13 protein-coding genes are annotated in these 14,210 nt (G+C 46.5%); 2 read left to right on the top strand and 11 right to left on the bottom strand.

Annotated elements, in window-relative coordinates:
* Nucleotides 1-234 precede the first annotated feature (234 nt).
* The 9 genes from NSQ68_RS10650 to NSQ68_RS10610 form a co-directional block, all read right to left on the bottom strand.
* Nucleotides 235-1,044 carry an SDR family NAD(P)-dependent oxidoreductase gene (locus NSQ68_RS10650; protein WP_023988269.1) on the bottom strand — a complete coding sequence of 270 codons (810 nt, stop codon included), beginning with the start codon at nt 1,042-1,044 and terminating at the stop codon, nt 235-237.
* A 265-nt stretch (nt 1,045-1,309) separates the two neighbouring features.
* Nucleotides 1,310-2,146, bottom strand: a complete 837-nt coding sequence (locus tag NSQ68_RS10645; protein WP_069011423.1) for a hypothetical protein — start codon at nt 2,144-2,146, stop codon at nt 1,310-1,312.
* Nucleotides 2,147-2,158: 12 nt separating this feature from the next.
* Nucleotides 2,159-2,911 carry a vWA domain-containing protein gene (locus NSQ68_RS10640; RefSeq protein WP_013309992.1) on the bottom strand — a complete coding sequence of 251 codons (753 nt, stop codon included), beginning with the start codon at nt 2,909-2,911 and terminating at the stop codon, nt 2,159-2,161.
* An 84-nt stretch (nt 2,912-2,995) separates the two neighbouring features.
* Complete coding sequence (locus NSQ68_RS10635) at nt 2,996-5,041, bottom strand: hypothetical protein (RefSeq protein ID WP_069011422.1); 2,046 nt, start codon at nt 5,039-5,041, stop codon at nt 2,996-2,998.
* A gap of 201 nt (nt 5,042-5,242) precedes the next feature.
* Nucleotides 5,243-5,518 (bottom strand): WXG100 family type VII secretion target, encoded by a 276-nt coding sequence (locus NSQ68_RS10630; protein WP_013309990.1) that lies wholly within the window; start codon nt 5,516-5,518, stop codon nt 5,243-5,245.
* 247 nt (nt 5,519-5,765) lie between these two features.
* Nucleotides 5,766-6,302, bottom strand: coding sequence for a WXG100 family type VII secretion target (locus NSQ68_RS10625; protein WP_342428791.1), 537 nt, complete (start codon nt 6,300-6,302; stop codon nt 5,766-5,768).
* A 5-nt stretch (nt 6,303-6,307) separates the two neighbouring features.
* On the bottom strand, nt 6,308-7,150 hold the full coding sequence (locus NSQ68_RS10620; protein ID WP_029517063.1) for a hypothetical protein: 843 nt from the start codon (nt 7,148-7,150) through the stop codon (nt 6,308-6,310).
* 16 nt (nt 7,151-7,166) lie between these two features.
* The gene (gene essC, locus NSQ68_RS10615; protein ID WP_342428790.1) at nt 7,167-11,162 is read right to left on the bottom strand and encodes a type VII secretion protein EssC; all 3,996 of its coding nucleotides are present in this window, start codon (nt 11,160-11,162) and stop codon (nt 7,167-7,169) included.
* A 67-nt stretch (nt 11,163-11,229) separates the two neighbouring features.
* Nucleotides 11,230-11,550 carry a hypothetical protein gene (locus NSQ68_RS10610; protein WP_029517061.1) on the bottom strand — a complete coding sequence of 107 codons (321 nt, stop codon included), beginning with the start codon at nt 11,548-11,550 and terminating at the stop codon, nt 11,230-11,232.
* 389 nt (nt 11,551-11,939) lie between these two features.
* On the opposite strand from NSQ68_RS10610, the gene NSQ68_RS10605 reads away from it, so the two are divergent.
* Nucleotides 11,940-12,179: a hypothetical protein gene (locus tag NSQ68_RS10605; protein ID WP_013370782.1), complete on the top strand. Its 240-nt coding sequence runs from the start codon at nt 11,940-11,942 to the stop codon at nt 12,177-12,179.
* Between the two features lie 128 nt (nt 12,180-12,307).
* On the opposite strand, the gene NSQ68_RS10600 is transcribed toward NSQ68_RS10605, so the two are convergent.
* Nucleotides 12,308-12,457 carry a hypothetical protein gene (locus NSQ68_RS10600; RefSeq protein ID WP_342428789.1) on the bottom strand — a complete coding sequence of 50 codons (150 nt, stop codon included), beginning with the start codon at nt 12,455-12,457 and terminating at the stop codon, nt 12,308-12,310.
* A gap of 217 nt (nt 12,458-12,674) precedes the next feature.
* Here NSQ68_RS10600 and NSQ68_RS10595 point away from each other — a divergent pair, with 217 nt between their 5' ends.
* Nucleotides 12,675-13,694: a flagellar motor protein MotB gene (locus tag NSQ68_RS10595; RefSeq protein ID WP_342428788.1), complete on the top strand. Its 1,020-nt coding sequence runs from the start codon at nt 12,675-12,677 to the stop codon at nt 13,692-13,694.
* A gap of 118 nt (nt 13,695-13,812) precedes the next feature.
* Here the strand turns inward: NSQ68_RS10595 and NSQ68_RS10590 are convergent, their stop codons facing one another.
* A complete protein-coding gene (locus tag NSQ68_RS10590; RefSeq protein WP_023988260.1) occupies nt 13,813-14,151 on the bottom strand; it encodes a L,D-transpeptidase in 339 nt (112 codons plus the stop codon).
* Nucleotides 14,152-14,210 lie beyond the last annotated feature (59 nt).

The following is a 14,210-nucleotide window of genomic DNA, read 5'->3' as shown; positions in this document are numbered from 1 at the left end:
AAGGAATTAATACCCTAATGATATCAATTCCATGCATTTCCGAAAAAAACGATGCCAAAAAAGCTTGAATCGACTATTGACTTCTAACGAAGAAAGCTAATTTAAAACCATTTCGACAAATTTCGAGGTGCGAAAGATCCAGGGTTTTTATGTGAGCTTCACATTTGCACCGTAACCAAGACATACACTCAGGATACCACAAAACATTTCTCTGTCCCAGACAATGCTCTATTTCTAAAACAATAACGACTCTGCCCCGTCAATGACAATTTGTGCGCCAGTAATGTGACGCGAATGATCTGAGGCCAAAAATGTTACCAAATCAGCTACCTGCTCGGGTTGACCCGGTCCATCTGCCAACGGTTGCCCTCCTTCAGGAAACTTGACGGGGATGGTAATTTGCTTTAACCCTTCCGACTTCTCCGTGGTTTCATCAATATTCGTCGAAATGGCACCCGGATAGATGACATTGACACGAATACGAAACTTAGCCAGCTCCAGTGCAGCCATTTTAGCAAAACCAGTTTGACCCGCCTTCGATGTGCTGTAGGCTGACATCCCAAAGCTGGTAAAGCGCTGATTTCCATTAATGGAACTGGTAATAATAATGCTGCCGCCACCGTTCTTTTTCAAATGTGGAATTGTATACTTCACCGTCAGGAAGGTACCGTCCAGATTCGTGGACAATGTTTGCCGCCAATCCTCAATGCTCAGATCCTCGATCGGTCCGACGACTCCGTTAATCCCCGCATTAGCAAAAATGATATGCAGACCGCCAAATAATTCAACCGCTTCCAGAACTGCTTTTTCCACACGCACCGGATCGGCAATGTCCACGTCAAATGCCCGCGCTGACCCTTCACGTATAGCATTAATTTCTCTTTCTGTCTCCAAAATACGCTCATTACTTACGTCAAAAAGAGCGACATTCGCTCCTTCTCTAGCCATTTGAATGGCCGTTGCCTTGCCAATGCCAGAACCAGCCCCCGTGATCAGAGCCGTTTTTCCTTCAAAGCGTGCGCCTCCTGCATATGTGTAGCTCATATGTATCGCTCCCTTTCAGTAATCTGTATAATCACAAGATTACCCAAAAGGATATACTTTATAATCACCATTTTTGCGCATTTTTTGCTATTCCTTTGCGATATTTAAGAAAAGTACGAATATTACGCGCATTAGCGCGTCTTTCCTTCTCCTCCTCGTTACATTCTATAAATATCTTAACGAATCGTAATGTTCTATGTATTCATCAAAAAAAGGACGTATACATCCATATCCATGGTTGTATAACGTCCTTTTGCTTATTCATTTACCACTGCAGCTCAATAAATGCAGCATCATCATCAAGTCCCCCGGTGTGGGATGCATCCAGCAATACCTGTATCTGCTCATCAGGGACAGGCTCGCGAATGGGGTCCAAATCGGATAAACCGTCCGTATATACCTGTAATCTCATCGGCATATCTGCGGATATGCTTCTTTCATACCAATGAGGCTTCCCTCCAATCGGCCCACGGCTTGTAGACCAGCGCTCCGCTGTAGAGAAGGTATGATCGAACAGCTCGCTGATTTCTTCGGCACCGTTCCATAGTCGCAAACGTGAATCCCCTTGCCAGGCAAGTCGGAGACGGCCACGGCTGCCACGCTTCGGCAGTTCGATTTTACCGCAAATATACATGGACTGGCTACCTTGACGACGTTTATCTTCCAATACCGAACGCATTAGGCCTGATTCGTGATCCAAAGGCTGCCGATCCAGTTCCTCTGCCGCTGTACCTGCCAAACGTTCAAGGTACACTCTCAATTGATCAGCAGACAGATCTTGTCCCCGTTCCATCCAATCCAGTAAAGAAGAACCCAGATAGCGGGCCGCAAAATCTCCTCGGTAACTGAGCCCGACACCATCACACAAGACAAAACAACAGACGGATTTATGAATACGTACTGCGGCGAAATCCTGTCCGCTTTCTCCCATACTGGCAGATTCGGCAGACCTTCCATAGCCATAACGACACATAAAACGACTGTGATGAGATGATAAAGGCTGATCGCCTGTCTGAGAGCTTATGTAAGCAAATTGCTGAGTCAGCCTTGCATTCATTCCCTTTTTTTTGCTCGCGGGGAGCAGGGACAGCGGTGGATTCATGCTTTTACCTCCTTACCGTACAGGCGTTGCGGCCGACATTTGAAACCCAATGGACACCAGCTCCGCACAGGTTCCGGGCAGCATCATAATGGCTCCTTCACCTAACTGATAATCTGCCTCAAATAGCATTTCCCGATAGCTTTCAGGCAGCACAGAAGACATATCACGCAATTTCACAGCATGTTCATCCTGCAACGGCGTATTATGTGTCAGACCTTTCCAGCGACGGGGGTCCTGAATAGGCGTTTCCAGCAACCTGTCGGATAAAAATATATTTTCCACCAGTACATTACCGTCCGGTACGCTCATGCTCATAATACGCTTCGCAATCGGTTCGGGATCATCACCTGTGGAAACTCCATCTGTCATATGACAGACCAAAGGTGCAGGACAGTCCTGCATCCCTGGTAATTCCGCTTGCAAAATACGCTCAGCTTGCAAGAAGGCCTTTGCTGAATCTGAAAACCGTTTGGGCGTCAAATCGGGCAACGAACCAATGGCCGCGATTTCATCAATTCCCTTGACACCATTCAGCAGGTCATACACGTCGTCACTATAAGCCAAAATCGCAATCCGATAGCGCGCTGTCAGCCGATTTCCTTTGGTTGATCGAAAAACCATCTGCCGGATCGCCAACGATATAGCTTCATATACAACGTCAATACGCCGCCGCCCCTCCATCAGCATGTTCATCGACGCGCTGATGTCAATCAGGTAAATGATCAGGGCGGGAGTGCGTTGTGAAGCCTGTATTGTATAATTCATGGTTTGTACATGCTCCCCTCAGTTACCTTCTATCTCCATCTGTTTCGTATCTATCATTCCGCCTATATATAAACATATGAAATATTAAATTTTAGGCAGTCTAAAATTCGTATCTCCTAAAAAATTATAAATAGAGGAGGCCCGATATCCTACTTCACCTACCGAACGATAATAAGAAGGATTACTATCATATAGTGATCTAAAACGCTTCGCAAAGCTCTTTGCCTTCGCAGCGCTGCCACCTTCCTGAGAGGCATACGCCTTGTTGTACAGGGAAATAAGCTGAAGAACGTTCTCCTTGTTTCGTGCATGCATGGACTCTTTTTGCTTTTGTTCCGCCTCGGCTGCTGCCTTACGAGCTGCCTCTTCCTGGGCGGCACGAGCTTCCTGCTCTTTTTTCAAAGCCAAGTATTTTTCATACTTTGCCTGTTGATCATACGCTTTTTGCTTCGCCAACTTGGCAGCCGCCTGCTTATTTTGTTCCTTTTGAGCGAGATAAGCTTCATATTTAACCTGTTGAGCGATAAGGGCTTGCTGTTTCTTCTGCTCTTCCTGTTGCTTTTGAGCAGCAAGTGCCTGTTGTTTGGTCTGCTGTTCCGCTTCCTGTCGTTGTTTCTCCGTCAGCAATTTTTGAGCCGCTTTCTGCTCGGCTGCCAGCTTTTCCTCGGCCGCCTTTGCAGCCTTCGCTGCCTCTTCCTGCTTGGCTGCCTCGATTTGCCGCTGATTGGACTGATCTGCAAGAATATTCACGGCTGGGATTCCAGCTGCCAATAGAACGACTGCGGCCGCAGTTGTCACGATAAACGCTTTGGAGCGATACCAGGCTTTTGTTTTTTCAGGTTGCTCTGGCGTCATGGGATTCAACTGCTCCTCTAGTCCTGTGATCGCAGCTGACACCTCCACATGCAAAGGACTGCCGTCTTCTACAAAATGATACAACGACCGGTATACTTCCAGCGCTGCAGCAGGTTTGTTTTGCTGCTCCAAATCACGTGCCTGTCGGAACAGCTTGTCCGTTACCCCACGCTCTCCTTGCTCCAGGGCGGCCTGATTTAGCAGTGCAGCCTGTTCAGTCTTGAGCGGTGCAGGCGCTGACAAAGAGGATGCAGCTTCACTGGAAAGGCCACCCACCGCTGCCGATTCTATTGTTTCTGTCGCAGCAGGTTCCGGTTCTATAGCCTCAACTGAAATTTCCTGCTCAGTAACCGCATTAAGTACAACCAGCCATTCGCCAAAAGTAGGGCAACTGCTTAAATCCTGACTATCCCAAGCACGGCTGAACAATTCTACCACCTTGCTGCCCCAACGAGATTCCAGCGATTTTCGTAAAATAAAATAACGTTCGCAAGGCGTCTGCATTTCATGCTGATCAAAATAACTTTCGCCCCACGCTTTGTCGACTACTACACGGTCAGACCAGCCTAACATTTCTCCTATAATGATTGCCCCTGCAAAACGGTCTGCATACGCACTCCACAACCCGCTGTGGACGGTACGATGGGCGGCATACCCTGGCGAACCTGCCAATAGAGCGTCTGGACGATCCATTTTAGTACTATACATTTGTTCCACGTCCACCAATTCCACAGCTGACGTGCCTTCAGGCAGTTCCACTTCAGAAAAAAACGGAAGCATCACATTCGGCGCCGATAAATCACAGTGCGCCAATCCTTTTTGCTCCATAGCTGAACCGATCCCTGCCAATGCTCTGGCTAAAGCCAGACTATCGGAAGCCTCAAGCTGACGCTGATCTGTGAGACAATCGAACCATGTCATACCGTGAACCCATGGCATCAGTACCGCATACAGCAAATCAGGCTGCTCGGCAATCAGACTTCCGTTTCTTTCTGGAGTGAGCACATCACGCTTGCATACCTGCAAACCGGGAATATCCCCGTATGCTTCCATATGCTCAGATTGATAAACCATAGCCGGGATGCGGAACTTCGGAAAAAACACCTTAAGGGCTTTTGCCTCATGTGGCGCTCCGTTTTTGGCATTTAGCTGGTATACAATTCCCTGACGCCCTGCTTGAGCATAGGCTAAACCGGGTGCAGCGGGATGTCGTCCAACCACATAAGCTGTGCCGTTTATGATCAATTCGTCTCCCGGATTCGGTTGAAAAGACATGAAACATCCCTCTCCTTACATCATTCAGTATGCTAGTTTTCCTCACCTTATTATATACATCTATGGATGGCAAGAAAACCGGGTATCCGAAGATCGCCCGGTTTTTCCTGAACATCCTGTGCCAAACCGTGAGGAATGGCTCACATATTGCTTCTTAATAGAGTGGTATATGATAAGTTAATGCCTATCAGGCAAGACAACTTATTTCGTTTGGTCAACCGTGCGGAATTTGTTAGCGATAGCTGTCAATTCTTGACTGATGCTGTTCAAAGTCGTTACGAAAGCTTGCATTTGTTTGCTAGCTTCCTGAAACTCTTGGAAGAAGCGTTGTTTAGTCATACCTTCCCATTGACCTTCCATACCTGAGATGGACTGTGTCAAACTGGAAACGATCTGCTGGCTTTGCTCACCACTTTGTTTAAATTGGTTAGCCACCTGATCAACCTGTTCTGGGGTAATTAAAATGCGTCCTGCCATTTTTTGAGTCCTCCTTGATGATAAATAATGTTTTTGTTTATCTGGTTCAAATTGTACTATGGCTATTTAATTCCCTACAAAAGGCAAAGGACCTAATTGTAACAATCCCACTTTTTAACTATAAAACAGCACCTAACAGTATAATATTAACAAAAAAACACCTAATAAGTCCCATAAAGCCGGGAATTGTGGAACGAGCTCAAGTAATTTTGCAATCGATCCAGATTGTCCCGGAACGCGATCCCAACTAAGCGACAGGCTGATCTCTTACTGTAGACGGATCAGTAAAATACCAATCCTGCGGACTGCTAGAAGACGCCTGCATCAGAATATCCTGATGCAACGTTTCTACATCCGAAGACTGTACACCAGCAATGGCATGTACGACAGACTGCGGGTTAGAAATCAGGCTGCTTCCTTCCGAAGCTTGCCCAGGCAGAATAGACGGTGATTGCTGATTCGACCAATCGAGCATCGTGACGGGTCGTCCCAATGGTTGGCTGGCAAATGACAGTATCGTTTGATAGTTGTGGTCAACAGACTGAAACTGCTCTGCCTTTCGGTTCAGTTGTGTACCTGATGTATGGAGGTAAGCATGGATCTGTTCTGACATCCGCTTGGCCTGCATCCAATGATTCAAGATCGCCTCGCGTGCAGATACATCCCAATCCAGCGATTGTAACGCCTGCTCCAAACCTGCTGTTAACTGTTGAATTTGCTCCGCCGCATGCTGTAGCTGCCCGCTAAGCCCCCGAAGCACATCCGGTTCAACTCGAATGCGCATATCCATCACCCTTCTTCTGTCACTTCTTCATTCACTGCCGACTGTTTCAACCAATTTAATAATAAATCCACAAACTGATCTCTTGAAGCCATAGCTGCAATCAGCCAGTCCCCGTTACCACTAGAGCTCATCCGAAATATCCAGTTCATTGCAGGACACAGGACAAAGGCTGCCCGTTGTGATTCCCACTCCCTGCCGTTCCAAACCAGCAATTGCAGTTCTCCCTCAGCTACACGGGAACTCAAAGACTGAGCCAGTCTTGCAGACCCCTCTGCATCTCCGCTAGCCTCGGTCAGTTTACTGCTGATCAAAGACACACTTTCCCCTGCCGATTGCTCGTAAATTTTATTAAACGCCTGCTTGGAGAACATTAGTGCGGGGGATTCAGGCACAAGTCGATCTACCCAACCCATTTTATCAATCAATGTCTCGCAAGCCTTTTCCACATTACCCAGATCGTACAATCGATACTCATCGGGTTCATCAGCGGATTTCACGAGTTCCACTACACGCTCGTTCGTGCAATGGAGATAGCCTTCAAATTGCTTACCTCCCCGCACATAGCGTATACGGCAAGCCCTGTTGGATAATCCCGCGATAGCGACTCTTGAAAAAACAGTAGGAGGCATTGCTAGCTCTTTGCCCTTATCTACCCGCTTTAGATAACCCTTTTCCAAAAGAGTAGCTTTTACTTGCTCCCACTCTTCCGCCAACTCCTCTGCTAGATAGCCCTTAAACGGATCTTCCACCCCAAGCAGTCGGTCAGAACCCAATACGCCTGCCAGAAAAAACAGTTCCTTCGCCTTGAGGGTTATTAACTTCTGCTTGGAAGCTTGAAACGTTAACATTATGAGCCACCTCCCTTCAAACTACAACATGCCATCGGTCACGAATTTTCGTTATCCAATCCTCACAGCTCACTTGCTCTGAGAAGGGAATTGCCGCTTTTATCCTGGTAAATTTGCGCCGTACGTAGTACCCCTGCCCAGGTGGCAGGACTTTTAGTCCACCAGTAGCGGCGTTCGCCTCCGAATAAGGGATACGAAAGAACGATAGATCATTCGAATCTAGTGTTCCAAATAGCATACCGCTTTGGCTTGCCTTGACATCATTAAACCAGTCCACACCAAAGGTAGGAAAATCAGATGGCACACCCGAGAGCACGACATGCACATTGCGATCACGTCCCAACCGTACAATGGCGGAGAGCTGATCCTTTATCATAAAATCATTCAGTTGCTTGCTTAACATATCCGCATCATCAATGACCAGGAGCAATTCGGGATCATTCCCCTCCTTGTTCCGTTGTTGAACAATATCATACACTTGCTGTACCAGAGGTCCCATTTCTTCCTCACTTTCAGCAGCAGCCTTAACATGAGGAAGATGTCGTAATCTAGATAGTCCCCCGCCTCCATAGCGTGTATCGATCGTATAGACTTCCAATTGATCGGGTGATGTGTAATAAGCCAGCGATATAATCCAGCTCATTAGAAAGGAGGTTTTTCCACCCTCCATTGGACTACCCACAATAAAATTGGGCCCTTCTTTCAGATTCAGGAGAAAAGGCTCAAGATCGTCACTCTGTAGGCCTACAGGTACTTCGTAAGGTAGTGCGCCCGATGGTCCACTCGTCCGATCCCACTGCTGAAGCAGCTCCGATAGTGGAATCCGCTCAGGTAATGGTAGGATAGCTGGTGCGTGCTTGCCTTTCCATTCCTGCACAATGCCAGCAATATTGCGGCGTAGCCGTGCTGATCGCTCCGCCTCATCTTCTCCTGGTGAAGGCAGTGCCGTCTGGAACTCCAGCGGAGGAACATGCCCTTTAACCAGAGCGCGACCTGGAATTAACGGTCCTGGCGTTTTGGCTGGTCGCCCTACCGCATAGTAATAGTCACTCGGGTCGGACATTTCAAAAGAAACAGCATTCGGTATGTTACTGCGGAATTTCTCAAACACATCGGTAATCCGGTTCGCTGTAATGATAAACGTGATGCCTAGACTACCCCCTTCTCGCAAAAGAGATTCCAGCAGTTCATTTTCATCTGGATAAGCATTACGGAAATTAAGATATCCATCAATAACTACGACAATTTGCGGAATATCCTCGACAGCAGAACGTCGATAAGAGCTTATTGTTTTGACTCCAGCCTCGGAAAGCATTTCCTTGCGTACGGCCACCATCTTGAACAGATAACGGAACAATCGCTTGATCCGGTCATCCTCCTCAGCCATCATAACAGCCCCGATTTGGGGAAGTTCCCCAAAGTCGCGCATCGTTCGACCCATGTCAATGATATAACCGTTCCAATGATTCGCAGCAAATCGCTGAGCCGTGGACATCAGCAACGTATGCAAAAAGGTTGTTTTCCCCATGCCGGGCATGCCATACACAGCCCAATGACCATGATCTAGCGATGCATAAATTGGCTCCTGTCGCTGATTCGGCAAATCATCCACTAGACCAATAAGAGCCTTCAGCTCCAAAGGTGATGATGTACTATCTATTTCGGTGCATGCCGGCAAATTTGTTAAATCCAGCAATTCAGGCAGCGGCGGAAGCCACGGTCCCTGAAGCCGTTCGATCCCTGCCTTAGCAGCCTCATTCGCAATATAATCAATAAATACTTGAAGCTGTTTAGGGGCTTCTTCTCCTTTTAAGCCTGAGCTTGCCCGTTCGCCACCCGTCAGTAGCGCTTCACGTTTTCCGTTCAGTCTCACTTCATGTACAGGTAGTGCAGAAGAAATATCGCTGTTGCCTATATACGGCGCACCGCTCCAAGCAAATTGCATCTCTTCAAATACTTCGTCGCTACCCACCTGGAAATATCCTCGTCCCGGCTTTGTAATCCACGCGGCATTCGGTATTTTCAACATGTCACGGCTATCACCTTCGCTTTGCACCCGTAAGCAGATGCGGAACCTGGAGTTACTCCAGATCTTATCATCCACGACACCTGCGGGTTTTTGCGTCGCCAAAATCAAATGGACACCTAGTGTCCGTCCAATCGCGGCAATACTGATTAGCTCGTCCATAAACTCTGGCTGATCCCGCTTTAATTGTGCAAATTCATCAATAATAATAACCAGATGAGGCAGCGGTTGTTCCTGCCGCTGCCGGAGTAGTCTGTAATATTCATCAATATGCTGTAAATTGCCTGCATCATTTAATATCTTCTGTCGACGAACCAGTTCTGCTTTAAGAGATATTTTGGCACGTTCAATCAAATTATTGTCCAAGTTCGTAATCGTACCCACAACATGCGGCAAGTTAACGAACGTGTTGGACATGCCTCCACCCTTGTAATCGATCAGCATAAAAGCAAGATCATGCGGATGAAACTCGGCAGCAAGCGAGGCTACGATGGATTGGATAACCTCACTCTTCCCTGAACCCGTTGTACCGGCGATCAAGCCATGGGGACCATGTCCTTGACGCTCTATCTTATCATGCAGGTTAATCATAATCTTCTTGCCGCCTGCTCGCACGCCCATCGGTACGGGTAAGGTATCAGGATGGCGGTTACGTCGCCACCGATCTGCCACGTCTAGTTCTTCTACACTCGCTACGCTCATCATATCAAACAGAGGCAGCACAGCGGGAATATCAGAAGCAGAGGAACGCTTCAAGCGAATAGGAGCCATGTACCGCGCTAATGTATCGGCTTCCTCTTTTGACAAACGATCCGGTTTAAAACTTTGCTGTTCAACCTCCGCCGATTCTGATTTGCGGGCATATACGCCCTGTTCTTTGGAAGCCTCCACAATCAGCTGACACTGCATCGGCAAAGCCTCTTTACGAGAAGCCAGCACAATCGTACACGCATCAATGGCTCGGCCGTCCTCCAGTAACAACGGCAGCAAGGGTTCTTCCTCAATCAGCTGGGTGTCAGATAAAACAACGATATAACACGGGACTTCCATCCCTTTACCATGGCGATCATTGCGATTATTTTTACGACGGTTCAGTCTGGCAAACAGAAAATCAGCTAATTGATGTGCACTACTACTGCGGTCTGACATCATTCTCTGGATTCGGTCATCATCCCATACATGTGGAAGCCAGCGCATCCAAGTCCATTCACTTTCCTCTCGCTCGTCATAGAAGGAAGCGATTTTCACTTCATCTGGCGAGTGACGAACCGTCACTTGTGCCAAAATGACTCTTAACGCAGCAAGGGTATGCTCCCGGTCGCCGACCAATCCAACCACTTTGGATTGAAATAGCGGTAATGCAATGGAAGCAGCGTCTACCAGACGGAATTCCTCTTCCAGTTCATCCGCAGCTCCCAGCAAGGGATCTCGGTCATAACCGTCTGGGCGTGGAATTTGCAATTTTATATGAAAGGGAACTTGTCCAGTCCCAATACGCACCTGCAAAAAGTCCTCATCCTCCGGTGATCGTTCCCAAAGTGAACTGTTGCGGTTTTTGACGATTTGAGTACATATTTGCGGGTCACCGTGAATTTCATATAGTGTGCGAATTTGCTCCTCGCGTTTCATTTCAAGTTCTTCACGATGCTTTTGGAGCTGTTCCCGATACATCCGGTCCCGTTCCTCTAGCTTGCGCTTGTATTCCTTCTTATTATTTAGATAGACAAAAAAAGGAATCGTATAAGATGTAAGCATCATGACCACAGTGACCATTTGGAACATCAAATAGTTACTGTTGCCCATCTTGCCTGTTTTGCTCATATATACGTAAAAGCCTATAGTCACCAACGTCATCATTAACGGAATAAGTATAGATATAATAGAAAAAGACGGCTTGCTCGGCTCAGCCGGAGGCCGTAAAATCTCCAGCTTCTCCTCTCGGAGCGCGGGCCTTAATCTCGGGGATCGCTGGTATAATGCATTCAAGACAAAAGTCCCCCTTTTCGCTTACTATTTCATTTTACCAAGGTTTCATATAATTTCATGTGTGTATTTACCCATTTTTTTCATTTTGAAACAGAGAACGCCTTCCATACACAGGCGCTTCGTCCTGAGTTGTCGAAAAAGCGCGCTGAATACGCACAGTACAGCCTTCCCGCAAGCCGGATCCTGTAAGTAGCTGGTTATCTCCCACCCTGAACCAAAGCCCTTCCGGGAACTTTGCTTCCATAATATATTGCATGCCTTCCGCCGGAGGCTCGCCGAAAATGCGCACACCCAGCATCAGCTTTAAATGTTCCACCGAGTATTCATCAGCTACCTCGATGTCAAACCACTCTGTTTCCTGTCGTCCTGAAAGCACGGTCAGGATCATCTGTCATCCCTCCCGATCCTTAATATATAGTAAAGTTCACGCAAAAAGCCTATTTCCACGGAAATATGGCTATCGTAACTGTAGCATCCGACTATTAGACTGTCAATTTGTTACAAAATACCCACTCTAAAAATAAAACAGCGACTTTAGTCATATTTTATGGCATTAGTAGAGTCATTAGTATCAATAATACGTATTTAAACCGTTCTAATATGGGTATATACGTCATTTTGTCGATTAGTTAGAACTAAATTCGATTGTTACCTAGATTGTTGTGAACACTTTGTAAATTTTTCAGACCTTTATGTTTTTATAAGGTGTTTTTAAGGTAATTTTAAGAAACGGGCACTACAATTAAGCCATGAAATAACTCAGGCGAGGTGATTTTTGTGAGAACATTAATTACATTTCAAAACAAACGTATTCCCGTATACTTCAATCAAGAAAATAAGCAACCAGTACAAAAAACATTAAAACTTCTAAGTAACACTTTGGAGAATAAAATCTCCAGCGGCAAGCGTGCCCTTCAAAAATGTCTTAACTCTTTGATCAGTATAGAGATTGTCGGTTGTGAAGCTATCCTGCATAGCGTTAGTGAAAATGATTCATTGGCATTGTCCCTCTATTAAGAGGGACTTTTTTTTGTTCACTTTAGACACACAAAAAGAGAGGGGCATTTCAGCACCTCTCCATATCAGCAGCTTTGAAACATGATACATGTGACTTACCGCAGCTTATGCATTTGATCAGACTCTATTTAAAGTATTCTGCGATAACCTTTTTTACCGCCTCGTTCCTTATTCTGCGCCTTCTCAATCCGTATTCTAAACAGTTCTAGTAAATTAGCGCGTGTATGCTCTTCCCGGCAGTTGTCCAGCTTTTTTATGATAAAACGGTCAATGGACATATGACTCAGGCTCCTTTACAGCAAGCTGCCCCTGCTTTTCAAGGGGATGATCAGGCTATCCATTTTTAACCATTCTGTCTGTTGTTTAAACAGGTACGTTCCTTATAGGATAAAGCAGGCGGGATTACATACCCTTTAATAAGGGTAAATACATAAAGTTTCGAAAATTTTATCACGTTAAGCCTGGAAGCTATTAGACAAGGAGCGAGCAAAAACCATGAGTAAACACATGATTACCAAAATAGGCTTCAACCTTTTATTTGCATTCTTAATTCTAACGATGCTGGCTGCATGCAGCAGGGAAAAAGCTTCAACCCGGAGTATAGCCCAACATGAAGCTGAAGCACGTGCCTACACCGTAACGGGTAATCCCAACCAAGGTGCATCATCCCTTGATGAACGAGCTGCCAATCATACACCTGTCCATCAGCAAGGCAGCAGCTATGTCGAAATATCAGGTGGCGTTAGCATTGATAAAAACACCGTGAAGGTTACAGGACATTCCAACCTCCCCGCCGGAGCACGGATCAAAGGGAATCTTGCGGTCAGAAACTCCCTGTTAACAGGGTACACGGATGAGACCATCATTCAAAAGGACGGAAGTTTTGTACTTCAGGTACAACGCCCTGGAATACAGGGCAGTATGGATCTGACTGTTCTGTTCCGTCCGGATGACCAAAACAATGAAATACGCAATCTTTATGGCAGCGGTGGCAACAAATTGGAAGGTCCTTATGTATATCAATACGAAGAAAACAAACAACTTTTGCATGAAGTTCGGATTGGGGCTGAATTTGATCCTGAACAAGAACGCGATACCCCTTTAGTTAAGCCAGTCTGGAACAAACCTAAGGACTACGGTAGCCCTCAAGTGTGGATTAAGCCTGATGTGAAGCAAGAGGGGAACTATTATCATGTATATGCGCGCAGCAATTTGCTGGAAGGATCGGACGTCAAACTCACGATTGATTTTCCGGGACGATGGCAGTTTGGCTACGATGATCAAACCAAAGTTATGCCTGACGGCTCCTTCAGCATGAGGGTCAAAAAGCCGAGCCTTGCCAACCGCTACACCATAGTCATAAGTTTCGAACCAAACGAAGATATATGGGTCAACGCCAAACAGACTTACGGTGCACAGGGAGAACATCTTTCGGGACCGTTAGTCAAATCTGCAAACGACAAAGAGGGCTCCAAACAGATTGAAGCCCGTATCCCTATCCAACCCAAATCGTAACTAAACGCAGTATCTAACCTAAAGTTACGGCCGTTCGCCATGAAATACGCTTCACAGATACAGCCTATGACGCAGTTTCCACGTATGAGTAGATACAGAGTCTCATGTCGTCTATCCGCTACGGCTGTATCGTGACTGGCGTGCCTATACTTACCTTCTCCTGAAGCTCAAGCACATCCTTATTCTGCATTCGAATGCAGCCATGTGACACCATCTTGCCAATGGACCATGGCTCATTGGTGCCGTGAATGCCATAATGCGGCTTGGACAGCCCCATCCAGAACGCTCCGAAAGGACCGCCGGGATTGGGTTGTTTGTTAATAATCGTAAATTGCCCATGCGGTGTCTGTGTAGCCAGCTTGCCAATACCGACTGGATAACTAAGAACAATCTGATCTCCATCCTTCAAATATAAACGACGATCCGATAAATCCACCACAATGCTGTAGTTCGGCATATATTCACCCCTTTATTACCATATGCCGACTACAACATAGATTTTCTTATATTTTTACA

The sequence above is a fragment of the Paenibacillus sp. FSL L8-0158 genome (assembly GCF_038592965.1).
Taxonomy (GTDB): Bacteria; Bacillota; Bacilli; order Paenibacillales; family Paenibacillaceae; genus Paenibacillus; species Paenibacillus polymyxa_D.
This window is presented reverse-complemented; position numbering and strand designations above follow the sequence as displayed.

Coding starts and splice junctions, on each gene's coding strand:
- NSQ68_RS10650 (WP_023988269.1), bottom strand. CDS start 1,044: ATGAGCTACACATATGCAGGAGGCGCACGCTTTGAAGGAAAAACGGCT.
- NSQ68_RS10645 (WP_069011423.1), bottom strand. CDS start 2,146: ATGAATCCACCGCTGTCCCTGCTCCCCGCGAGCAAAAAAAAGGGAATG.
- NSQ68_RS10640 (WP_013309992.1), bottom strand. CDS start 2,911: ATGAATTATACAATACAGGCTTCACAACGCACTCCCGCCCTGATCATT.
- NSQ68_RS10635 (WP_069011422.1), bottom strand. CDS start 5,041: ATGTCTTTTCAACCGAATCCGGGAGACGAATTGATCATAAACGGCACA.
- NSQ68_RS10630 (WP_013309990.1), bottom strand. CDS start 5,518: ATGGCAGGACGCATTTTAATTACCCCAGAACAGGTTGATCAGGTGGCT.
- NSQ68_RS10625 (WP_342428791.1), bottom strand. CDS start 6,302: ATGCGCATTCGAGTTGAACCGGATGTGCTTCGGGGGCTTAGCGGGCAG.
- NSQ68_RS10620 (WP_029517063.1), bottom strand. CDS start 7,150: ATGTTAACGTTTCAAGCTTCCAAGCAGAAGTTAATAACCCTCAAGGCG.
- NSQ68_RS10610 (WP_029517061.1), bottom strand. CDS start 11,550: ATGATCCTGACCGTGCTTTCAGGACGACAGGAAACAGAGTGGTTTGAC.
- NSQ68_RS10600 (WP_342428789.1), bottom strand. CDS start 12,457: ATGTCCATTGACCGTTTTATCATAAAAAAGCTGGACAACTGCCGGGAA.
- NSQ68_RS10595 (WP_342428788.1), top strand. CDS start 12,675: ATGAGTAAACACATGATTACCAAAATAGGCTTCAACCTTTTATTTGCA.
- NSQ68_RS10590 (WP_023988260.1), bottom strand. CDS start 14,151: ATGCCGAACTACAGCATTGTGGTGGATTTATCGGATCGTCGTTTATAT.